Below are 15,986 nucleotides of genomic sequence, written 5' to 3'. Positions count from 1 at the left end.
GTCGCGTAGTCACGATTTCGCGAGCGTTTTCCTCCGCGCTTCTGGACCTGGTGCGGCGGAATATTTATAAAGCGCGCCAATTCCCATGATTTGACGACAAGAGGTGCCATGGCCGGCCATTCACAGTTCAAGAACATCATGCACCGCAAGGGGCGGCAGGACGCCGCCCGCTCCAAGATGTTTTCCAAGCTCGCCCGCGAGATCACGGTTGCGGCCAGGCAGGGCATGCCCGACCCGGACATGAACCCGCGGCTCAGGCTGGCGATCCAGAACGCCAAGGCGCAGTCGATGCCCAAGGACAACATCCAGCGCGCCATCAACAAGGCGTCGGGCGGTGACTCGGAGAATTACGAGGAGGTCCGCTACGAGGGTTACGGTCCCGGCGGTGTGGCGGTTATCGTCGAGGCGCTGACCGACAACCGCAACCGCTCCGCTTCCAATGTGCGCGCCGCCTTCACCAAGGCGGGCGGCTCACTCGGCGAGACCGGGTCGGTCGCATTCATGTGGGACCGGGTCGGCGAGATCGTCTATCCGGCGTCGGCGGGCGATGCCGACACGGTAATGGAAGCCGCGATCGAGGCGGGAGCCGAGGACATCCAGTCCGACGAACACGGACATACGATTCTATGTGCGTTCGAGGGCATCGGCGACGTTTCAAAGGCGCTCGAGGCGGCGCTGGGCGAGCCGGAATCGGTCAAGACGATCTGGAAGCCGCAAAACGGCGTGCCGGTGGACGAAGAGCGGGCGCAGTCGCTGATGAAGCTGATCGGCGTGCTCGAGGACGATGACGACGTGCAGAACGTCTACGCCAATTTCGAGATCGACGACGAAACCCTGGCCAAGCTGAGCGCTGCGTGAGCGTCGATGGCCGTCCGACGGTCTGCATAGTCAATAGCACGCAGTGCCATTGGCTGCTGCCGAGACCTGGATGGCGCAGGAACTGCTGTCGACCTTCGGGTCAGATCTGGGCGCCGTGACGCTGGTTTCGGGCACCGGCGGCGCGTTCCGGATTACGATTGACGGCGAGACCATCTGGGAACGCATGCGCGACGCCGCGTGGCCGGAACGCGATCTCGGCCATGCCGACCGAGCCGGCTGAGCCGCGGCAGGTTGCCCGCGCGGCCTGCCCGAGCTTCACCCGGCGAGCCGCCAAAAGAAAACCCCGCCGAAGCGGGGTTTTCGCAACTGGAAGCCGGGCGGCCCGTCTCAGAGGCCGAGGCCCTCGTAGCGCTTCTTGAACTTCGAGAGGCGACCGCCGCGGTCCATGAGGTGCTGCTGACCACCGGTCCAGGCCGGATGGGTGTTGGGGTCGATGTCGAGGTTGAGCGTGTCGCCCTCTTTGCCCCAGGTCGACCGGGTCATGTATTCGGTGCCATCGGTCATCACGACCTTGATGGTGTGGTAGTCGGGGTGGATTTTCGCTTTCATCGATCTCGTCCTGGTCTTCAACGGCGCTGGTGCCGGCCGCCTGCGGCGATGCGCCTGGTCTGTAAAACTTGAAGCCGCGGCCATTCACGGCTACGGCTTCGCCAAATCCTGCGCGGCCTATACATCAGCCGCCCCGGAATCACAAGACCGCAGCGCCGGGCAGCGAGACGCCGCCTTCAGGAGACGCGCAAATGGCACGATCACCAGACGAGACCGAAAAGCGTAGGCGCTCGCTGCGGCCGCTTGCGCGGCTGCTTCCCTATCTGAAGCGCTATCCCGGGCTCGTCGCCGGCGCGGTCGTCTTTCTGGTGCTGGCCGCGGCCACGACGCTGACCCTGCCGCTGGCGGTGCGCCGTATGGTCGATCACGGATTTTCCGGCGCCGATTCCGTGTTTATCGCGAACTATTTCACCATGCTGATCGTGATCGCGGCGGTGCTCGCGCTTGCTTCGGCGTGCCGGTATTATTTCGTCATCTCGCTCGGCGAGCGCGTGGTGGCCGATCTGCGCCGCGACGTCTTCGCCCATGTCACGATGCTGTCGCCGGGGTTCTTCGACACGGTGCAATCGGGCGAAATCGTGTCCAGGCTGACGGCCGACACCACGCAGATCAAGTCCGCCGTCGGCGCGACGGCGTCGCTTGCCCTGCGCAATACGATCCTGGGGGTCGGCGCGCTCGGCATGATGGTGGTGACCAGCCCGAAACTGTCGCTGCTGGTTATCGGCGCGATCCCGGTGATCGTGGTGCCGATCGTCGCGTTCGGCCGCGCCGTGCGGCGCAAGTCCCGTGCCGCGCAGGACATGCTCGCCGAAGCGACCGCCTTTGCCAGCGAGCAGATCGGCGCGGTGCGCACGCTGCAGGCCTTTACCAACGAAACCTACGTGGCGCGCAAATTCGCGACCGCGGTCGAAAATGCCTTCCGCGCCGCCCAATCCTCGATTTTCGCGCGGTCCTTTCTGACGTTTTTCGCCATCTTCATGGTGTTTTCCTCGGTTGTGGCGGTGTTGTGGATGGGCTCGCGCGACGTGCTCGAAGGGACGATATCGCCAGGCACGCTCGGACAGTTTCTGCTTTATTCGGTGTTCGCGGCCGGTGCGCTCGGCGCGCTGTCGGAGGTGTGGGGCGAACTCAGCCAGGCGGCCGGCGCCGCCGAACGGCTGAGCGAGCTTCTGGACGAGGAAACCAGCCTGCGCACGCCGGCCGCGCCACTCGCCCTGCCCGACCGGGTGCGCGGCCAGGTCACGTTCGAGACCGTCGCCTTCGCCTATCCGTCGCGGCCGGGCCAGTCGGCGCTGCACGGCCTGTCCTTCGATGTCAGCCCGGGGGAGACGGTGGCGATTGTCGGGCCGTCGGGCGCCGGCAAAAGCACGATCATCTCGCTGCTCCTGCGCTTCTACGACCCGCAGCAAGGCAGGGTGCTGATCGATGGTGTCGATCTCGCCCGCACCGATCCGCGCGCCGCGCGCCGCCATATCGCGCTGGTGCCTCAGGACCTGACGATCTTTGCCGCAACGGTGCGCGATAATATCGCCTTCGGCCGTCCCGGGGCCTCCGAGCCGGAGATCCTGGCTGCGGCGCGCGATGCGCATGCCGACGAATTCATCGGCAGACTGGAAGAGGGCTACGACACGCCGGTCGGCGAGCGCGGCGTGACCTTGTCGGGCGGGCAACGGCAGCGCGTGGCGATCGCGCGCGCCATCCTGCGCGACGCGCCGATCCTGCTGCTCGACGAGGCGACCTCGGCGCTCGACGCCGAAAGCGAGACGCTGGTGCAGGAGGCGCTGGAACGGTTGATGCAGGATCGCACCACGATCGTGATCGCGCACCGGTTGGCGACGATCCTCAAGGCCGACCGCATCCTGGTGATCGACAATGGCCGGATCGTCGAGGAAGGGACGCATGCCAGCCTGGTGGCGCTGGACGGCGTCTATGCCCGACTGGCCCGGCTGCAGTTCGAAACCGGTGCGGGCGCGCTCACTCGCGCGGCGGAGTGACGCCGCCGCTTACAGAAAGGTGGCGATCTCCTCGAGCGGCTTTTTGTCCATGGCGTGGGCGGGAATCGTCGCGTTTTCCTTCGGATAGCCCACGACCATCAGGATATAAGGCTTGTCGTGCGGGTCGCGGCCGCACAATTTGTTGAGGAAACTCATCGGGTTGGGCGTGTGGGTCAGTGTCGCCAGGCCGGCACGGTGCAGAGCCGCGATCAGGAATCCGGCGGCAATCGAGACCGATTCCGGTACGTAGTAGTTCTTGCGGCGGACGCCGTCGGCCGACCGGCTACGCCGCTCGCCGAAAATGCAGATCAGCCAAGGCGCCTCTTCGAGGAAAGGTTTTTGGGCGTCCGTGCCGAGCGGAGCGAGGGCGGCCAGCCACTCCTCGCCGCCGCGGCCGGCATAAAAGGCCTGTTCCTCGACTTCCGCGGCGTCGCGGATGCGCTTCTTGAGCGCGGGGTCGCCGATGACAGCGAAATGCCAGGGCTGGTGGTTGGCGCCATTGGGCGCGGTGCCGGCGGCGCGAATGCAGGTCTCGATGATGTCGCGCGGCACCGGGCGCGTGGCGAAGTCGCGCACGGTGTGGCGCGTGCGGATCTCCTCGTAGAACGCCTGCGCGCGGGCGCGCATTTCCTCAACGGGCAGTTCGCGATAGTCCGGCAGGGGGACGGGCTGATAGTGGGCGGTCCGGGCGTTTTCCACGGTTCGTTCCATTGCGCATTATTGTCAGGCAATATTGTCGGACAATATTCGAGACGTCAAGCTGACCCTATCTGGGCGTCGTTGCGTGCGAAATGGTCGTCGCTCAACGACTGGATCAACTGGCGGGCGGTCTCGACGTGAGCAAGCATTGCCGCTTCAGCGCCGGCCGCATCGCCGGCCAGTACCGCCTCGGCGATACGGGCATGTTCGCGGTTGGTACGAAACACGTCGTGCCGGTCGACCATCACCCGGAACTGCAGCCAATAGATCGAGTTCGACAATCTGGCGATGGTATCGCCGAGCAACGCGTTGTCGGCGGTTTCGGTGAAAAGGGCGTGAAACCGCGCGTTGAGATCCGAAAAGCGCGTCATGTCATTGGCTTCGGCGGCCGCGTCGAGGTCGCGACGCAACGCGGCGAGTCGTGCCGGCGCCGCGCTGAGTGCCGGTGTTGCCAGGCGCACGGCCAGCGCCTCGAGCACACCGCGCATGGCGAATAGATCGTCGACCTCGCCGCGGGTCAGCCGGCGAACGGTGACGCCGCGATGCGGGGCAAACGCGAGCAGACCGTCCGCCGACAGCCGGCGGAAGGCCTCGCGCACGGAGGATCGCGACACGCCGAGCCGAGCGGAGAATTCGGCTTCCGTCAGCCGCTGGCCGGGCGCGAGCTGGCCGGCGCGTACGGCCGCGGTGATGTGGGCGGCGATGTGTTCGACCGTGGAAGCGGCTTTGATGGTCATGCGTCCCGCGCTTCCAAATGAGGTCATGAACGGGCGACGTGGCGCCCGGCCGCGCGGCCGGAAAAGATGCAGCCGCCGAGAAAGGTGCCTTCGAGCGCGTTATAGCCGTGATATCCGCCGCCGCCGAAACCGGCGACCTCGCCGGCCGCGTAAAGGCCCGGAACCGGGTTGCCGGCACTGTCGAGCACGCGGCTGTCGAGATCGGTATGCAGCCCGCCGAGCGATTTGCGGGTCAGCACGTGCAGGCGAACCGCGATCAGCGGACCGTTTTTCGGGTCGAGCAGCTTGTGCGGCGCGGCGGTGCGGATCAGCTTGTCGCCGAGATAGGCGCGGGCGCCACGGATGGCGGTGATTTGGGCATCCTTGGAAAACGGGTTGTCGATCTGGCAATCGCGGGCCTCGATCTGGGCCTTGATGCGGTCATGATCGAGCAGTTTTTCATCGGTGAGCGCATTCATCGCCTCGACCAGCTCGGCGAGCGTGTCGCGGACGACGAAATCCTCGCCGTTTTGCTTGAAGGCCTCGACAGGCGGCGGCGCCCCGGCCCCGCGCCGGCTTTTCAGCACCGCGCGCCAGCTCTTGGCGGTGAAATCGGGATTCTGTTCGGAGCCGGAGAGCGCGAATTCCTTCTTGATGATCTTCTGGGTCAGGATGAACCAGGAATAGTCGTGCCCGGTCGAAAGGATGTGCCTCAGGGTCGCGAGCGTGTCGAAGCCCGGCAGGCAGGGCGCGGGCAGGCGGTTACCGGTGGCGTCGAGCCACAACGAGGACGGGCCGGGCAGGATGCGGATGCCATGGTTCGGCCAGATCGGCGACCAGTTCTTCACCCCCTCCGTATAGTGCCACATCCGGTCGGCATTGATAACGGCGCCACCGGCATCCCTGGTGATCGCGATCATGCGGCCATCGACATGATGCGGCACGCCGGCGACCATGGTGACCGGCGGCAGGCCGAGCCGCTCCACCGGCCAGTTCTTGCGCACCAAGTCGAAATCGCCGCCGATGCCGCCGCTCGCCACCACGACGGCGCCTGCGGCGAGCTCAAATTCACCCATGACGGCCCGGCCCGACCGCTCGCCGCGTTCGACCGTGGACGGTTCGAGGATTTCGCCGGCTGCACCGGTGACCCTGCCATTGGTCCTGACCAGGCGGCTGACCCGGTGGCGGAATTTCAGTGTGATCCGGCCTTCGGCGGCGTGCGCGCGCACGCGGCGCACGAACGGTTCGAGCACGCCGGGCCCGGTTCCCCAGGTGATGTGGAACCGCGGCACGGAATTGCCGTGGCCGTCGGCGAAGCCGCCGCCACGCTCGGCCCAGCCGACGACGGGAAACCAGCGCATGCCCATGGCGTGCAGCCACGACCGCATTTCGCCGGCGGCAAAATCGATATAGGCTTCGGCCCATCGCCGTGGCCAGTGGTCCTCCCGTCGGTCGAACCCGGCCGAGCCGAGCCAGTCCTGCAGTGCCAGATCGCGGCTGTCTTTGATGCGCAGCCGGCGTTGCTCGGGACTGTCGACGAAAAACAGGCCGCCGAGCGACCAGAAGGCCTGGCCGCCGAGCGAGTTCTCCCCCTCCTGGTCGAGGATGATGACGCGCTTGCCGTCATCGGCGATCTCCGCGGCGGCCACCAGCCCCGCCAGTCCGCCGCCGATGATGATCGCATCCGCGTCTGTCGCCATGTCGCTGCCTTCCTTTATCGTGCCGCCGCGCCGCCCGTTGCCGTCATCGTAGGCGATTTGCGCCGGCTGACAATCGCGCCGCCGCCATTCCGGCGCAACTGCTTCCATTCGCGCTCGATCGGCCTAAGCTCGGCGCGGATCTTTCGCCAACAACGGACCGCCGACCATGATTGCAACCGCGCTGACCGGCCTTGTGGCCTTGCTTCACCTCTATTTCCTCTATCTGGAAATGGTCTTGTGGGACACGCCCGCCGGCCGCAAGGTCTTCGGCACCACGGCCGAGTTTTCCGCCCGGTCCAAGGCGCTGGCGATCAATCAGGGCCTTTACAACGGTTTTCTGGCGGCCGGTCTCGTCTGGGGGGTGTGGCTGGGCGTGGAGGGGTTTGCCATCAAGGCGTTTTTTCTTGGCTGCGTGGTGGTCGCCGGCCTGGTCGGCGCGGCGACCGTGTCGCGCAAGATCCTGTTCGTGCAGGCGATCCCGGGCGCATTGGCGCTGTTGGCGCTTGTCGCCGGCTGGTAGGGCACTAACGCTCGGTCAGTTTGAGTTCGATGCGTCGGTTGCGGGCACGCACGTCCGGCGTGTCGCCTTCCTCGAGCGGCTGGAATTCGCCGAAGCCGGCCGCGACCAGGCGGTTGGCCGGGACGCCGTTCTCGATCAGGAACTTCACCACCGAGGTGGCGCGCGCCGACGACAGTTCCCAATTGTCGCGATACCGCCCGGTGCCCGACAGCGGCACATTGTCGGTATGGCCGTCAACGCGCAGCACCCAGTTGATCTCCGGCGGGATTTCCCGTTGCAGATCGAGGATGGCGTCGGCGAGTTTTTTCATCTCCACGCGCCCGGCCTCGTTGATCACCTCTGCCCCCGACGGAAACAGAACCTCCGACTGGAAGACGAAACGATCGCCGACGATGCGGATATTTTCGCGGTCGGACAGGATCTCGCGCAGCCTGCCGAAGAAATCGGAGCGGTAGCGGTTGAGTTCCTGCACGCGTTGCGCCAGCGCGACGTTGAGGCGGCGCCCGAGATCGGCGATCTTGACGTTGGATTCGCGGTCGCGTTTCTCCGACACTTCGAGCGCGTCCTCGAGCGCGGCGATCTGCTTGCGCAGGGCCGATATCTGCTGGTTGAGCAACTCGACCTGCGACAGCGCGCGCTGCGAGATGCGGCGCTCCTGGTCGAGCGCGCCCGACAGCGCGCCGATGCGCTCCTCAGCGGCCTGGTCGGCGCCGGCGCCGGCGGCGAGAAGCTCCTCCAGCCGCGAGCGATCGGCCTGGGTGGCCTCGAGCGAGGCACGCAAATTGGCGAGTTGGTCTTCCGAATCCTGATTGTTGGAGCGTTCCAGGGCGAGAAGCTGGGTCAGTTCGTTGATCTGTGAATTGAGGCGGTTCAAGACCGCATCCTTGCCGGTGATTTCGCGGCTGAGCAGGAATTGCGCCAGCACGAAGACCGACAGCAGGAACATGATGGCAAGCAGAAGCGTCGACAGCGCGTCGACGAAGCCCGGCCAGTAGTCGACGCCGCGATTGCGCTGCCGGCCGCGCGCCAGGGCCATCTCAGCCGGCTCCCTGCTTGTCGTGATCGAGGGCGTCGGCGATCTTTTCGAGGGCGGCGCGCGTCGCCTTTTGCTCTTCCGACTGCGCCTCGACCCAATCGCGCATCAATTGCTGCTCGTTGCGCATGTTCTTGACCAGTCCGGAGATGCCTTCGGCCAGGCTCGCCATCGAGGTCGCCACGCGTTGGCTCGAGCCGCCGGCCTCCTGCAGCGAGCGGAGCCGCTCGGCGACCATGCGGATCTCCTCGGCGGAACCGGCCGTGGCGGTTTCGGCGGCCACCGCCGTGTCGGAATCGAGATCGGTGACCGAGGACAGCCAGTTCTCGAGCTCGGTGTAGAACCGGTTCTGCGCGCGGCCGGCCTGCAAATCGAGAAAGCCGAGAACCAGCGAGCCGGCCAGGCCGAACAGCGACGAGGAAAACGCGGTCCCCATGCCGGCCAGCGGCGCGGCCAGTCCGGATTTCAGCGCATCGAGCACGTCGTTGGTGTCGCCGGAGGCGGGGTCGAGCGACTGGATCGTGTTGCCGATGGCGCCGATCGTCTGCAGCAGTCCCCAGAAGGTTCCCAGCAGACCCAGAAAGACCAGCAGGCCGATCAGATAGCGGGAAATGTCGCGGCTTTCGTCGAGCCGCGTGGCGATCGAATCGAGGATCGAACGCATCGACAAGGTGGTCAGCGCCGTTGCCGAGGAGCGGCTTAGCATCACTTTCATCGGCGCGAGCAGGACCGGATTGCCGGTCTCGGTGCCGAGGCGGAAGGAGTTCACCCAGCGCACTTCGCGGAAAAGCCGCACCACATGGCTGAACACCAGCAGGATGCCGACGCCGAGGACGCCGAGGATCAGGCCGTTCAGGCCCGGATTGGTCGTGAAAGCCGAGGATATCTGCCGGTAGAGGATCGCGGCGACGAAGCCTGCGATCGCCAGGAAAATGAGCATGGAGAGCAGAAAAATCTGCGGACTCGACAGCTTATGCGGATCATAGTCGGTCTCTCCCGACAGTCCGTCGTCCGCAAGATTTCGTAACCATGCCATTGCCAAGCCTCGAATTCGATCCCGCCCAAACCGTGTGCGCGATCCTAAGCGGAATTGTGACGAAAATGAAAGCTGTCCGCCGGGCCTCGACACGGACAAGCCGTTGAGGTTCCACAGCTAGACGCGGCTGATGACCATCAGGTCCAGCATCGCGGCGAGGTGGAGCCCGGCGCCAGAAACCACGAAACCGTGCCAGACCGCGGACTGGAAACGCAGCCGTTGCCAGGCAAAAAACAGGACGCCCGACGAATAGGCCATGCCGCCGGCAACGATAAGCCAAAGGGTCGAATGGGGCAGAACGTCGACGATATCGCCGACCACGACCACACCGCTCCAGCCGATCGCCAGGTAGAAGGCGACGGCGAGGCGGTCGAAGCGGCCGGGCAGGAAAAGCTTCACCGAAACTCCGAGCACCGTGGCCGTCCAGACCACGACGAGCATCGTGGTTGCCGTGCCGGTGGTAAGCTGCGCCAGAAACGGCGTGTAGGTGCCGGCGATCAAAAGGAAGATGGCGGCGTGGTCGAAACGGCGCAGAACCCATTTCGTCGGCGATATCGGCCATAGGTTGTAGGCGCACGAGACCGAAAACACGGTCAGCAGCGAGGCAACGTAGAAGGTCACCGCGACATATTCGGCCGGCGCGGCGCTGAATGCCGACAGGGCGAGCAGCGTCGAGCCCGCCGCGATCGCCAGCACGATGCCGATCGCGTGCACGATGCCGTCCGCCCAGCGTTCGGCCGGGCTGTGTTGAAATCGTCCGCGAAAGGGAGGCTCGGTCTGGTCGTCGTGCCGCATCTCGTCCATGCCGTTACACTATCGGGCGGATGTGACGAAACTGTAGAGCAGTTGCCGCGCAGAGGGAAATATTTCCAGCTCCGCCGGCGGAGCTGGACCGTGCCGACCGCTCAGCGCGCTGACGGCGTTTTCTTCAGCTGCCTGGACAGGACGCGGTGGATCGTCTCGTTGCCGGCCACGATCGAGCCGGTGTCGAGGAAATCCGCGCCGCCGTCGAAATCGGTGACGAAGCCGCCCGCCTCGCGGATCATGAGCGCGCCGGCCGCCATGTCCCAGGCCGACAGGCCGTGTTCCCAGAAACCGTCGAGCCGTCCTGCCGCCACATAGGCAAGATCGAGCGCCGCCGCGCCCATGCGCCGGATGCCGGCGCTTTCGCCCATGACGTTGCGCAGCTCGATCAGTGCGTTGCCGTGGTGGCCGCGGCCCAGATGCGGAATGCCGGTGCCGATCACGCAGTCGGTGAGCCTCGAACGGCCGGCGACGCGCAGCCGACGGTCGTTCATGAAGGCACCGCCGCCGCGTTCGGCGGTGTAGAGCTCGTCCATAGCCGGGTTGTAGACCAGGCCGGCGACGAGCTGGCCCTGGCGTTCGAGCGCGATCGAGACCGCGAACAATGGAATGCCGTGCAGGAAATTGGTCGTGCCGTCGAGGGGGTCGACGATCCAGCGATGCTGGTTGTCGTCGCCGTCGATCGCGCCGCTCTCCTCCATCAGGAAGGCATAGCCGGGGCGGGCGCGTGCGAGTTCGGTATGGAGGATATCCTCGGCGCGGCGGTCGGCCTGGCTGACATAGTCGCCCGGCCCCTTCAGCGAGACCTGCAGGTTCTGCACCTCGCCGAAATCGCGCGCGAGCGAGCGGCCGGCCTTGACGGCGGCCTGCACCATGACGTTGATGATCGCTGAACGCGCCATGTATCCGGTCTTTCTTCGCGGACGCCGTCAGTCGGCGCGGCGGATATAGGTAATTTCGTTGGTGTCGACCACGATGCGTTCGCCCGACGCGATGAAGGGCGGGACCATGACGCGGACGCCGTTTTCGAGCACGGCCGGCTTGTAGGACGACGCTGCGGTCTGGCCCTTGACCACCGGGTCGGCCTCCGCGATCGTCAGCGTCACCTGATCGGGCAGCGACACGCCGATCGGCTTTTCCTGATAAAGTTCGACCGTCACGGTCATACCGTCCTGCAGGAAGGAGGAACGGTCGCCGACGAAATCCTTCTGCAGCTCGAGCTGTTCGTAGGTTTCGGCATCCATGAACACCAGCGAGTCGTCCTGCTGGTAGAGATAGGTGAAATCCTTCTGCTCGAGCCGGACCTTTTCGACCGTCTCGGCGGCGCGAAAACGTTCGTTGAGCTTGGTGCCGTCGATCAGGTTCTTCAACTCGACCTGGTTGTAGGCGCCGCCCTTGCCTGGCTTGACGGCGTTGGTCTTCACCGCGACCCACAGACCGCCATTGTGTTCGATCACGTTGCCGGGACGGATTTCGTTGCCGTTGATCTTCATGCGTTCAAATCCAGAAAGTGCCTTGCGGCGCGGGTGGCGCCTTTTCGCGGCTCCCAAGAACACAATTCCGTCGGGGAGGCAAGACGAGAGCGGCGTGGCGGGCGGTTCAGCGCAGGCGGTTGGCCCGCTCGATCGCCCTTTTTTGTTCCTCGGTGGTGAGGCCCTGAAGGAAATCGTCCATATCGCGGTCGCGCAGGCCGGCGCGGCGCGCGGTGATGTACCAGGCGGCCGCCTCGATCGGGTCCGGCTCGGTACCCAGACCGTGCACGTAGAGCTTGGCCAGGCGGTTGCGGGCCGCGACATTGCCGCTTTGGGCCGCACGTTTCATCCAGCCGAAGCCGGCATCGTAGTCGCGTTCGCCGCCGCGGCCCTCCACGAGCCAGGTGCCGAGATCGAGCTGCGCGGTGTCGTAGTTCTGGCGCGCGGCGAGAACCAGATATTCGCGCGCCCGCGCCTCGTCGCGCGGGCGTCCGGCTGCCCCGTTGGCGTAAAGCTGGGCCATGGCGTACTGGGCGTCGGGCAGGCCGGCCTCGGCCGCCTTCTCATAATAGGGCACCGCCTTGGCAAGGCCCGCCTCGCCGGCTTCGCGATTGATCAGCATCTGCGCGAAGTTGAACATGGCGAGCCGGTTGCCGGCGTCGGCCGCGGACCTCATGAGCTCGAAGGCGCGGTCCGGATCGGGCCCGGCATATTTGCCGTCGGACAGGACCAGCGCGTATTGGAACTGGGCCTCGGCGATGCCGGCCTCTGCCGCCCTGCCATACCATTTTGCCGCTTCGGCCGGGTCGCGCGGCAGGCCGAGCCCGCGCGCCAGGATCTCGGCGACCAGCGCCTGGGCGGCGGCGTCGCCGTTCTCGGCACGCGGCAGGGCGAGGTTGTAGGCGGTCTTGTAAAGGCCGCGCTGGTAGGCGCCGAATGCGGGATCGGTCTGTTTCTCACCAAAGCGCTGCAGGTCGACGGACGGTTTGTCCGACCCGCCCGCGCGGTCGCCATCGGCAGCGGCCGCCGGCGAACCGGCGAGCGTCAAAGTGGCCAAAAGCAACGTGGCGAGCGGAGGCAGGCTTCTCATCGCGGCGTCTCGCGGACGGAAGCGGTTTCGTCGAGCAGACGGTTGATTTCGGCAACGGCCGCTTGCGGATCGGCATCTTCGGCAAACACAGCCGCGCTCGCGGCAACGAATTCCGCGCCCGTTTGCGCGACCTCGACGACCGAACCGATGCGACTGCCGGCGAGCACGATGCACGGAATCTCGATCATCTCCGACCACCAGCGGCCAAGCGCCAGGTTGCGGGAATGCGGCTCCGGCTTGGAATCGTATCCGAAGCGCCCGAAGAACAGGTAGTCGGGACGCAGTTCGCCCAGTTCCAGCGCACGGTCGCGGTCGCGCGCGCCACCGGCGCCGACCATCATCGTCGGCTGATAGCGGCTGATGGCGTCGGCGAGATCGGCATGAGGGCCGTCGACATGAATGCCGTCGGCCTTTGCGCGCGCGGCGATGCGCGGCGCCCCGGCGATCACCACCGCGATGTTGCACGCCTGGGTTGGCGGAACGATCCGTTCGGCCAGATCCTGGAATTCAGCCTCGAGCATGTCGAACTGGGGCAGTATCAGGGAGGCCACATCGCCGCCGCCGCAGGCTTGTTCGATCTGCGCGGCGAGCGTGTCGAGATCGCGCGACTGCGGCGCGATCAGCACAAGACGGCAGCGATTGGGGGGTTTTTGTGTCATGGTCATGCTCTCCGGCCCGCTCATGGCGTGCGATCTTGGTGGGAATGGGGCATAGCCGAGCTCGCGTTGAATGACCAGCACTCCTCGAAGGGCCGGAACGTGGCGTATGTCCGATTGGTGCTCGCCTTCGCGTTCTCCAGCCGCTATGGCTGCGCCTCAAACAAATCCGCTCGCCGATGCCATCCCTGATTACCGATCCCTCCTTCTACCTCGTCGCGATCCCCGCGGTCGTTCTCGTCGGCCTGGCCAAGGGCGGGCTTGGGGGCGCCATGGGTTTCCTCGGCGTGCCGCTGATGGCGCTGGTGATCTCGCCGGTCCAGGCGGCCGCGATCCTGCTGCCTATCCTGGTGTTGATGGATGTGGTCTCGCTGTGGTCGTGGCGGGGCTATTACGACCGGCGTACGCTGGCCATCATGCTGCCGGGCGCGCTTTTGGGCATCGGCATCGGCTGGCTGACGGCGACACTGGTCACAGGCGACATGGTCAGGCTGGTGCTGGGCGTGGTGACCCTGCTCTTCGTCGCGCGCTGGCTTTATTCGATGGTGGCCGGCACGGGGCAGGCGAGCACGCACAATCCGCCTGCCGGTGTGTTCTGGGGCGCGGTCAGCGGTTTCACCAGCTTCGTCGCCCATGCCGGCGGCCCGCCCTATCAGGTCTATACCCTGCCCCTGCGCTACGATCCGAAGCTTTATACCGGAACCAGCGTCATCTATTTTTCGGTCGTCAACGCGGTCAAGCTCATCCCGTATTTCGCGCTCGGCCAGTTCGACGCCGTCAATCTCGGCACGTCGCTGGCGCTGCTGCCGTTCGCGCCCCTGGCCACGCTGGCCGGCGCCTATGTGGTGAAACGCATGCGCGCGGAGGTCTTTTATCCGCTCGCCTATGCGACGGTTTTCGTGGTCGCGCTGAAGCTTGTGTGGGACGGGGTATCGGCGTTTTCCGGCTGACCCGCGCCGGCGTTCCGGCCGCCGCCGGGCCTGCCCGATTTGGCGACCAATTTGACGGATGACGCGGTGACGCCGGCTCGCTACTCTCGCCGAGAACCGCACATGGGGAGGTAGACGTGCCTGGCATTTTCGAGATCGGCCTTGACCGCAATGCGGCCAATTTCCAGCCATTGACGCCGCTGTCCTATCTGGAACGCGCGGCCATGACCTTTCCCGACCGGACCGCGATCATTCATGGCGCCGCTCGCACGAGTTACCGCGATTTCTTCGCCCGTTCGCGCCGACTGGCCTCGGCGCTGGCCGCACGCGGCATCAGCAAGGGCGACACCGTGTCGGTGATGCTGTCGAACACGCCGGCGATGCTGGAGGCCCATTTCGGCGTGCCGATGGTCAAGGCGGTGCTGCATTCGCTCAATACACGCCTCGACGCCGCCATCATCGCGTTCCAGCTCGATCACGCCGAGACCAAGGTGCTGATCGTCGACCGGGAATTCTCGGCGGTGGTGAAGGACGCGCTCGCACGCACCGACATGAGCCCGTTGGTGATCGACTACGATGATCTTGAGCACGGCGCCGATGCGCCCTATCCCAAGGGCGAGCGCATCGGTTCTGTCGATTACGAGGCGTTCGTCGCGTCGGGCAACCCCGAGTTCGCCTGGTCGATGCCGGACGACGAATGGGACGCGATCTCGCTCAACTACACCTCCGGCACGACCGGCAATCCCAAGGGCGTGGTCTATCATCATCGCGGCGCTGCGCTGATGGCTTATGCCAACACCATCCATGCCGGCATGGGGCAACATCCGGTCTATCTGTGGACGCTGCCGATGTTTCACTGCAACGGCTGGTGCTTTCCCTGGACGCTGGCCGTGCAGGCGGGAACCCATGTGTGCCTGCGCTGGGTGCGCGCCGGGGCGATATACGACGCGATCGCCGATCACGGCGTCACCCATCTGTGCGGCGCACCGGTGGTGATGTCGAGCCTGCTCAACGCGCCCGATGCGGAAAAGCGCACGTTTTCGCAAACCGTCACCTTCAACACCGCCGCCGCGCCGCCGCCCGAGGCGGTGCTGTCGGGCATGGCCGATGCGGGTTTCATGGTGAACCATCTTTACGGGCTGACCGAAACCTACGGTCCGGCGGTCGTCAACGAATGGAAGGGGGAATGGGACGCGCTCGACAAGGGCGAGCGCACATCGAAAAAGGCCAGGCAGGGCGTGCGCTACGCGGCGCTGGAAAACCTGACCGTTATGGATCCGCAGACGATGGACAAGACCCCGGCCGACGGCGAGACGATCGGCGAGGTGATGTTTCGCGGCAATATCGTGATGAAGGGTTATCTGAAGAACAAGTCGGCGACCGACGAGGCGCTGGCCGGCGGCTGGTTCCATTCCGGCGATCTCGGCGTCATGCATCCCGACGGCTATATCCAGCTCAAGGACCGTTCGAAGGACATCATCATTTCCGGCGGCGAGAACATCTCTTCCATCGAGGTGGAGGACGCGCTCTACAAGCACACGGCGGTGGCGGCCTGCGGCGTTGTCGCCAGGGCGGACGACAAATGGGGCGAAACGCCGGTCGCCTATGTCGAACTAAAGCCGGGCAAGACGGCGAGCGAGGCAGAAATTCTCGCGCATTGCCAAACGCTGCTCGCGCGTTTCAAATGTCCCAAGATGGTGGTTTTCGCTGAAATCCCGAAGACTTCGACCGGCAAAATCCAGAAGTTCCGCCTGCGTGAGATGGCGAAAACACTGTGACGGCCGGCACCATGCCGGGTCTACGCCCGCGCCGGAACGCTCCGACTTTCGCTTCGGCGTTAACCGGCCGTTAAGCTTTATGGGGGTTTACTAAGTTCGTCCGGTTTTGCTGGATTCTTACCGAGCGGCTG

General features: G+C 65.5%; 17 protein-coding genes. 6 read left to right on the top strand and 11 right to left on the bottom strand.

Features of this window, described 5'->3' with window-relative positions:
- Positions 1-108 precede the first annotated feature (108 nt).
- On the top strand, positions 109-858 hold the full coding sequence (locus tag ACT2B0_RS18015) for a YebC/PmpR family DNA-binding transcriptional regulator (RefSeq protein WP_473459711.1): 750 nt from the start codon (positions 109-111) through the stop codon (positions 856-858).
- A 70-nt stretch (positions 859-928) separates the two neighbouring features.
- Positions 929-1,099, top strand: coding sequence for an Rdx family protein (locus ACT2B0_RS18010; protein ID WP_473459710.1), 171 nt, complete (start codon positions 929-931; stop codon positions 1,097-1,099).
- 107 nt (positions 1,100-1,206) lie between these two features.
- Here ACT2B0_RS18010 and rpmE read toward each other — a convergent pair whose 3' ends face one another.
- A complete protein-coding gene (gene rpmE / locus ACT2B0_RS18005) occupies positions 1,207-1,428 on the bottom strand; it encodes a 50S ribosomal protein L31 (RefSeq protein WP_156713448.1) in 222 nt (73 codons plus the stop codon).
- Between the two features lie 191 nt (positions 1,429-1,619).
- Between rpmE and ACT2B0_RS18000 the strand changes: the two genes are divergently transcribed.
- On the top strand, positions 1,620-3,422 hold the full coding sequence (locus ACT2B0_RS18000; RefSeq protein ID WP_473459709.1) for an ABC transporter transmembrane domain-containing protein: 1,803 nt from the start codon (positions 1,620-1,622) through the stop codon (positions 3,420-3,422).
- A 9-nt stretch (positions 3,423-3,431) separates the two neighbouring features.
- Here ACT2B0_RS18000 and ACT2B0_RS17995 read toward each other — a convergent pair whose 3' ends face one another.
- From ACT2B0_RS17995 to ACT2B0_RS17985, 3 genes are read right to left on the bottom strand one after another with little or no spacing between them, the layout of a single operon-like run.
- On the bottom strand, positions 3,432-4,133 hold the full coding sequence (locus tag ACT2B0_RS17995) for a nitroreductase family protein (protein WP_473459708.1): 702 nt from the start codon (positions 4,131-4,133) through the stop codon (positions 3,432-3,434).
- A 44-nt stretch (positions 4,134-4,177) separates the two neighbouring features.
- Positions 4,178-4,858, bottom strand: a complete 681-nt coding sequence (locus tag ACT2B0_RS17990) for a GntR family transcriptional regulator (RefSeq protein ID WP_473459707.1) — start codon at positions 4,856-4,858, stop codon at positions 4,178-4,180.
- A gap of 23 nt (positions 4,859-4,881) precedes the next feature.
- The gene (locus tag ACT2B0_RS17985; RefSeq protein ID WP_473459706.1) at positions 4,882-6,537 is read right to left on the bottom strand and encodes an FAD-binding dehydrogenase; all 1,656 of its coding nucleotides are present in this window, start codon (positions 6,535-6,537) and stop codon (positions 4,882-4,884) included.
- A 166-nt stretch (positions 6,538-6,703) separates the two neighbouring features.
- Here ACT2B0_RS17985 and ACT2B0_RS17980 point away from each other — a divergent pair, with 166 nt between their 5' ends.
- The gene (locus ACT2B0_RS17980; protein WP_473459705.1) at positions 6,704-7,057 is read left to right on the top strand and encodes a DUF1304 domain-containing protein; all 354 of its coding nucleotides are present in this window, start codon (positions 6,704-6,706) and stop codon (positions 7,055-7,057) included.
- Positions 7,058-7,061: 4 nt separating this feature from the next.
- Here the strand turns inward: ACT2B0_RS17980 and ACT2B0_RS17975 are convergent, their stop codons facing one another.
- The 7 genes from ACT2B0_RS17975 to ACT2B0_RS17945 form a co-directional block, all read right to left on the bottom strand.
- Complete coding sequence (locus ACT2B0_RS17975; protein WP_473459704.1) at positions 7,062-8,093, bottom strand: peptidoglycan -binding protein; 1,032 nt, start codon at positions 8,091-8,093, stop codon at positions 7,062-7,064.
- A gap of 1 nt (position 8,094) precedes the next feature.
- Entirely contained in the window at positions 8,095-9,126 is a 1,032-nt protein-coding gene (locus ACT2B0_RS17970; RefSeq protein ID WP_473459703.1) for a MotA/TolQ/ExbB proton channel family protein, read from the bottom strand.
- A 117-nt stretch (positions 9,127-9,243) separates the two neighbouring features.
- The gene (trhA, locus tag ACT2B0_RS17965) at positions 9,244-9,930 is read right to left on the bottom strand and encodes a PAQR family membrane homeostasis protein TrhA (RefSeq protein ID WP_473459702.1); all 687 of its coding nucleotides are present in this window, start codon (positions 9,928-9,930) and stop codon (positions 9,244-9,246) included.
- Positions 9,931-10,031: 101 nt separating this feature from the next.
- Positions 10,032-10,832 carry an inositol monophosphatase family protein gene (locus tag ACT2B0_RS17960; protein ID WP_473459701.1) on the bottom strand — a complete coding sequence of 267 codons (801 nt, stop codon included), beginning with the start codon at positions 10,830-10,832 and terminating at the stop codon, positions 10,032-10,034.
- 27 nt (positions 10,833-10,859) lie between these two features.
- Complete coding sequence (gene efp / locus ACT2B0_RS17955; RefSeq protein WP_473459700.1) at positions 10,860-11,423, bottom strand: elongation factor P; 564 nt, start codon at positions 11,421-11,423, stop codon at positions 10,860-10,862.
- Between the two features lie 106 nt (positions 11,424-11,529).
- Positions 11,530-12,492 (bottom strand): tetratricopeptide repeat protein, encoded by a 963-nt coding sequence (locus ACT2B0_RS17950; RefSeq protein ID WP_473459699.1) that lies wholly within the window; start codon positions 12,490-12,492, stop codon positions 11,530-11,532.
- Complete coding sequence (locus tag ACT2B0_RS17945; RefSeq protein ID WP_473459698.1) at positions 12,489-13,151, bottom strand: thiamine phosphate synthase; 663 nt, start codon at positions 13,149-13,151, stop codon at positions 12,489-12,491. The genes ACT2B0_RS17950 and ACT2B0_RS17945 overlap by 4 nt, the downstream gene beginning before the upstream one ends.
- Before the next feature lie 176 nt (positions 13,152-13,327).
- On the opposite strand from ACT2B0_RS17945, the gene ACT2B0_RS17940 reads away from it, so the two are divergent.
- Positions 13,328-14,098, top strand: coding sequence for a sulfite exporter TauE/SafE family protein (locus ACT2B0_RS17940; protein WP_473459697.1), 771 nt, complete (start codon positions 13,328-13,330; stop codon positions 14,096-14,098).
- Between the two features lie 116 nt (positions 14,099-14,214).
- Complete coding sequence (locus ACT2B0_RS17935; RefSeq protein WP_473459696.1) at positions 14,215-15,855, top strand: acyl-CoA synthetase; 1,641 nt, start codon at positions 14,215-14,217, stop codon at positions 15,853-15,855.
- Positions 15,856-15,986: the final 131 nt, after the last annotated feature.

Source organism: Nitratireductor sp. J20-h4, from assembly GCF_056780505.1.
This window is presented reverse-complemented; position numbering and strand designations above follow the sequence as displayed.

What these genes read in the sequence shown, in the direction of transcription:
- ACT2B0_RS18015 (WP_473459711.1), top strand. Translation starts at nt 109, where the DNA reads ATGGCCGGCCATTCACAGTTCAAGAACATCATGCACCGCAAGGGGCGG.
- ACT2B0_RS18010 (WP_473459710.1), top strand. Translation starts at nt 929, where the DNA reads ATGGCGCAGGAACTGCTGTCGACCTTCGGGTCAGATCTGGGCGCCGTG.
- rpmE (WP_156713448.1), bottom strand. Translation starts at nt 1,428, where the DNA reads ATGAAAGCGAAAATCCACCCCGACTACCACACCATCAAGGTCGTGATG.
- ACT2B0_RS18000 (WP_473459709.1), top strand. Translation starts at nt 1,620, where the DNA reads ATGGCACGATCACCAGACGAGACCGAAAAGCGTAGGCGCTCGCTGCGG.
- ACT2B0_RS17995 (WP_473459708.1), bottom strand. Translation starts at nt 4,133, where the DNA reads ATGGAACGAACCGTGGAAAACGCCCGGACCGCCCACTATCAGCCCGTC.
- ACT2B0_RS17990 (WP_473459707.1), bottom strand. Translation starts at nt 4,858, where the DNA reads ATGACCATCAAAGCCGCTTCCACGGTCGAACACATCGCCGCCCACATC.
- ACT2B0_RS17985 (WP_473459706.1), bottom strand. Translation starts at nt 6,537, where the DNA reads ATGGCGACAGACGCGGATGCGATCATCATCGGCGGCGGACTGGCGGGG.
- ACT2B0_RS17980 (WP_473459705.1), top strand. Translation starts at nt 6,704, where the DNA reads ATGATTGCAACCGCGCTGACCGGCCTTGTGGCCTTGCTTCACCTCTAT.
- ACT2B0_RS17975 (WP_473459704.1), bottom strand. Translation starts at nt 8,093, where the DNA reads ATGGCCCTGGCGCGCGGCCGGCAGCGCAATCGCGGCGTCGACTACTGG.
- ACT2B0_RS17970 (WP_473459703.1), bottom strand. Translation starts at nt 9,126, where the DNA reads ATGGCATGGTTACGAAATCTTGCGGACGACGGACTGTCGGGAGAGACC.
- trhA (WP_473459702.1), bottom strand. Translation starts at nt 9,930, where the DNA reads ATGGACGAGATGCGGCACGACGACCAGACCGAGCCTCCCTTTCGCGGA.
- ACT2B0_RS17960 (WP_473459701.1), bottom strand. Translation starts at nt 10,832, where the DNA reads ATGGCGCGTTCAGCGATCATCAACGTCATGGTGCAGGCCGCCGTCAAG.
- efp (WP_473459700.1), bottom strand. Translation starts at nt 11,423, where the DNA reads ATGAAGATCAACGGCAACGAAATCCGTCCCGGCAACGTGATCGAACAC.
- ACT2B0_RS17950 (WP_473459699.1), bottom strand. Translation starts at nt 12,492, where the DNA reads ATGAGAAGCCTGCCTCCGCTCGCCACGTTGCTTTTGGCCACTTTGACG.
- ACT2B0_RS17945 (WP_473459698.1), bottom strand. Translation starts at nt 13,151, where the DNA reads ATGACACAAAAACCCCCCAATCGCTGCCGTCTTGTGCTGATCGCGCCG.
- ACT2B0_RS17940 (WP_473459697.1), top strand. Translation starts at nt 13,328, where the DNA reads ATGCCATCCCTGATTACCGATCCCTCCTTCTACCTCGTCGCGATCCCC.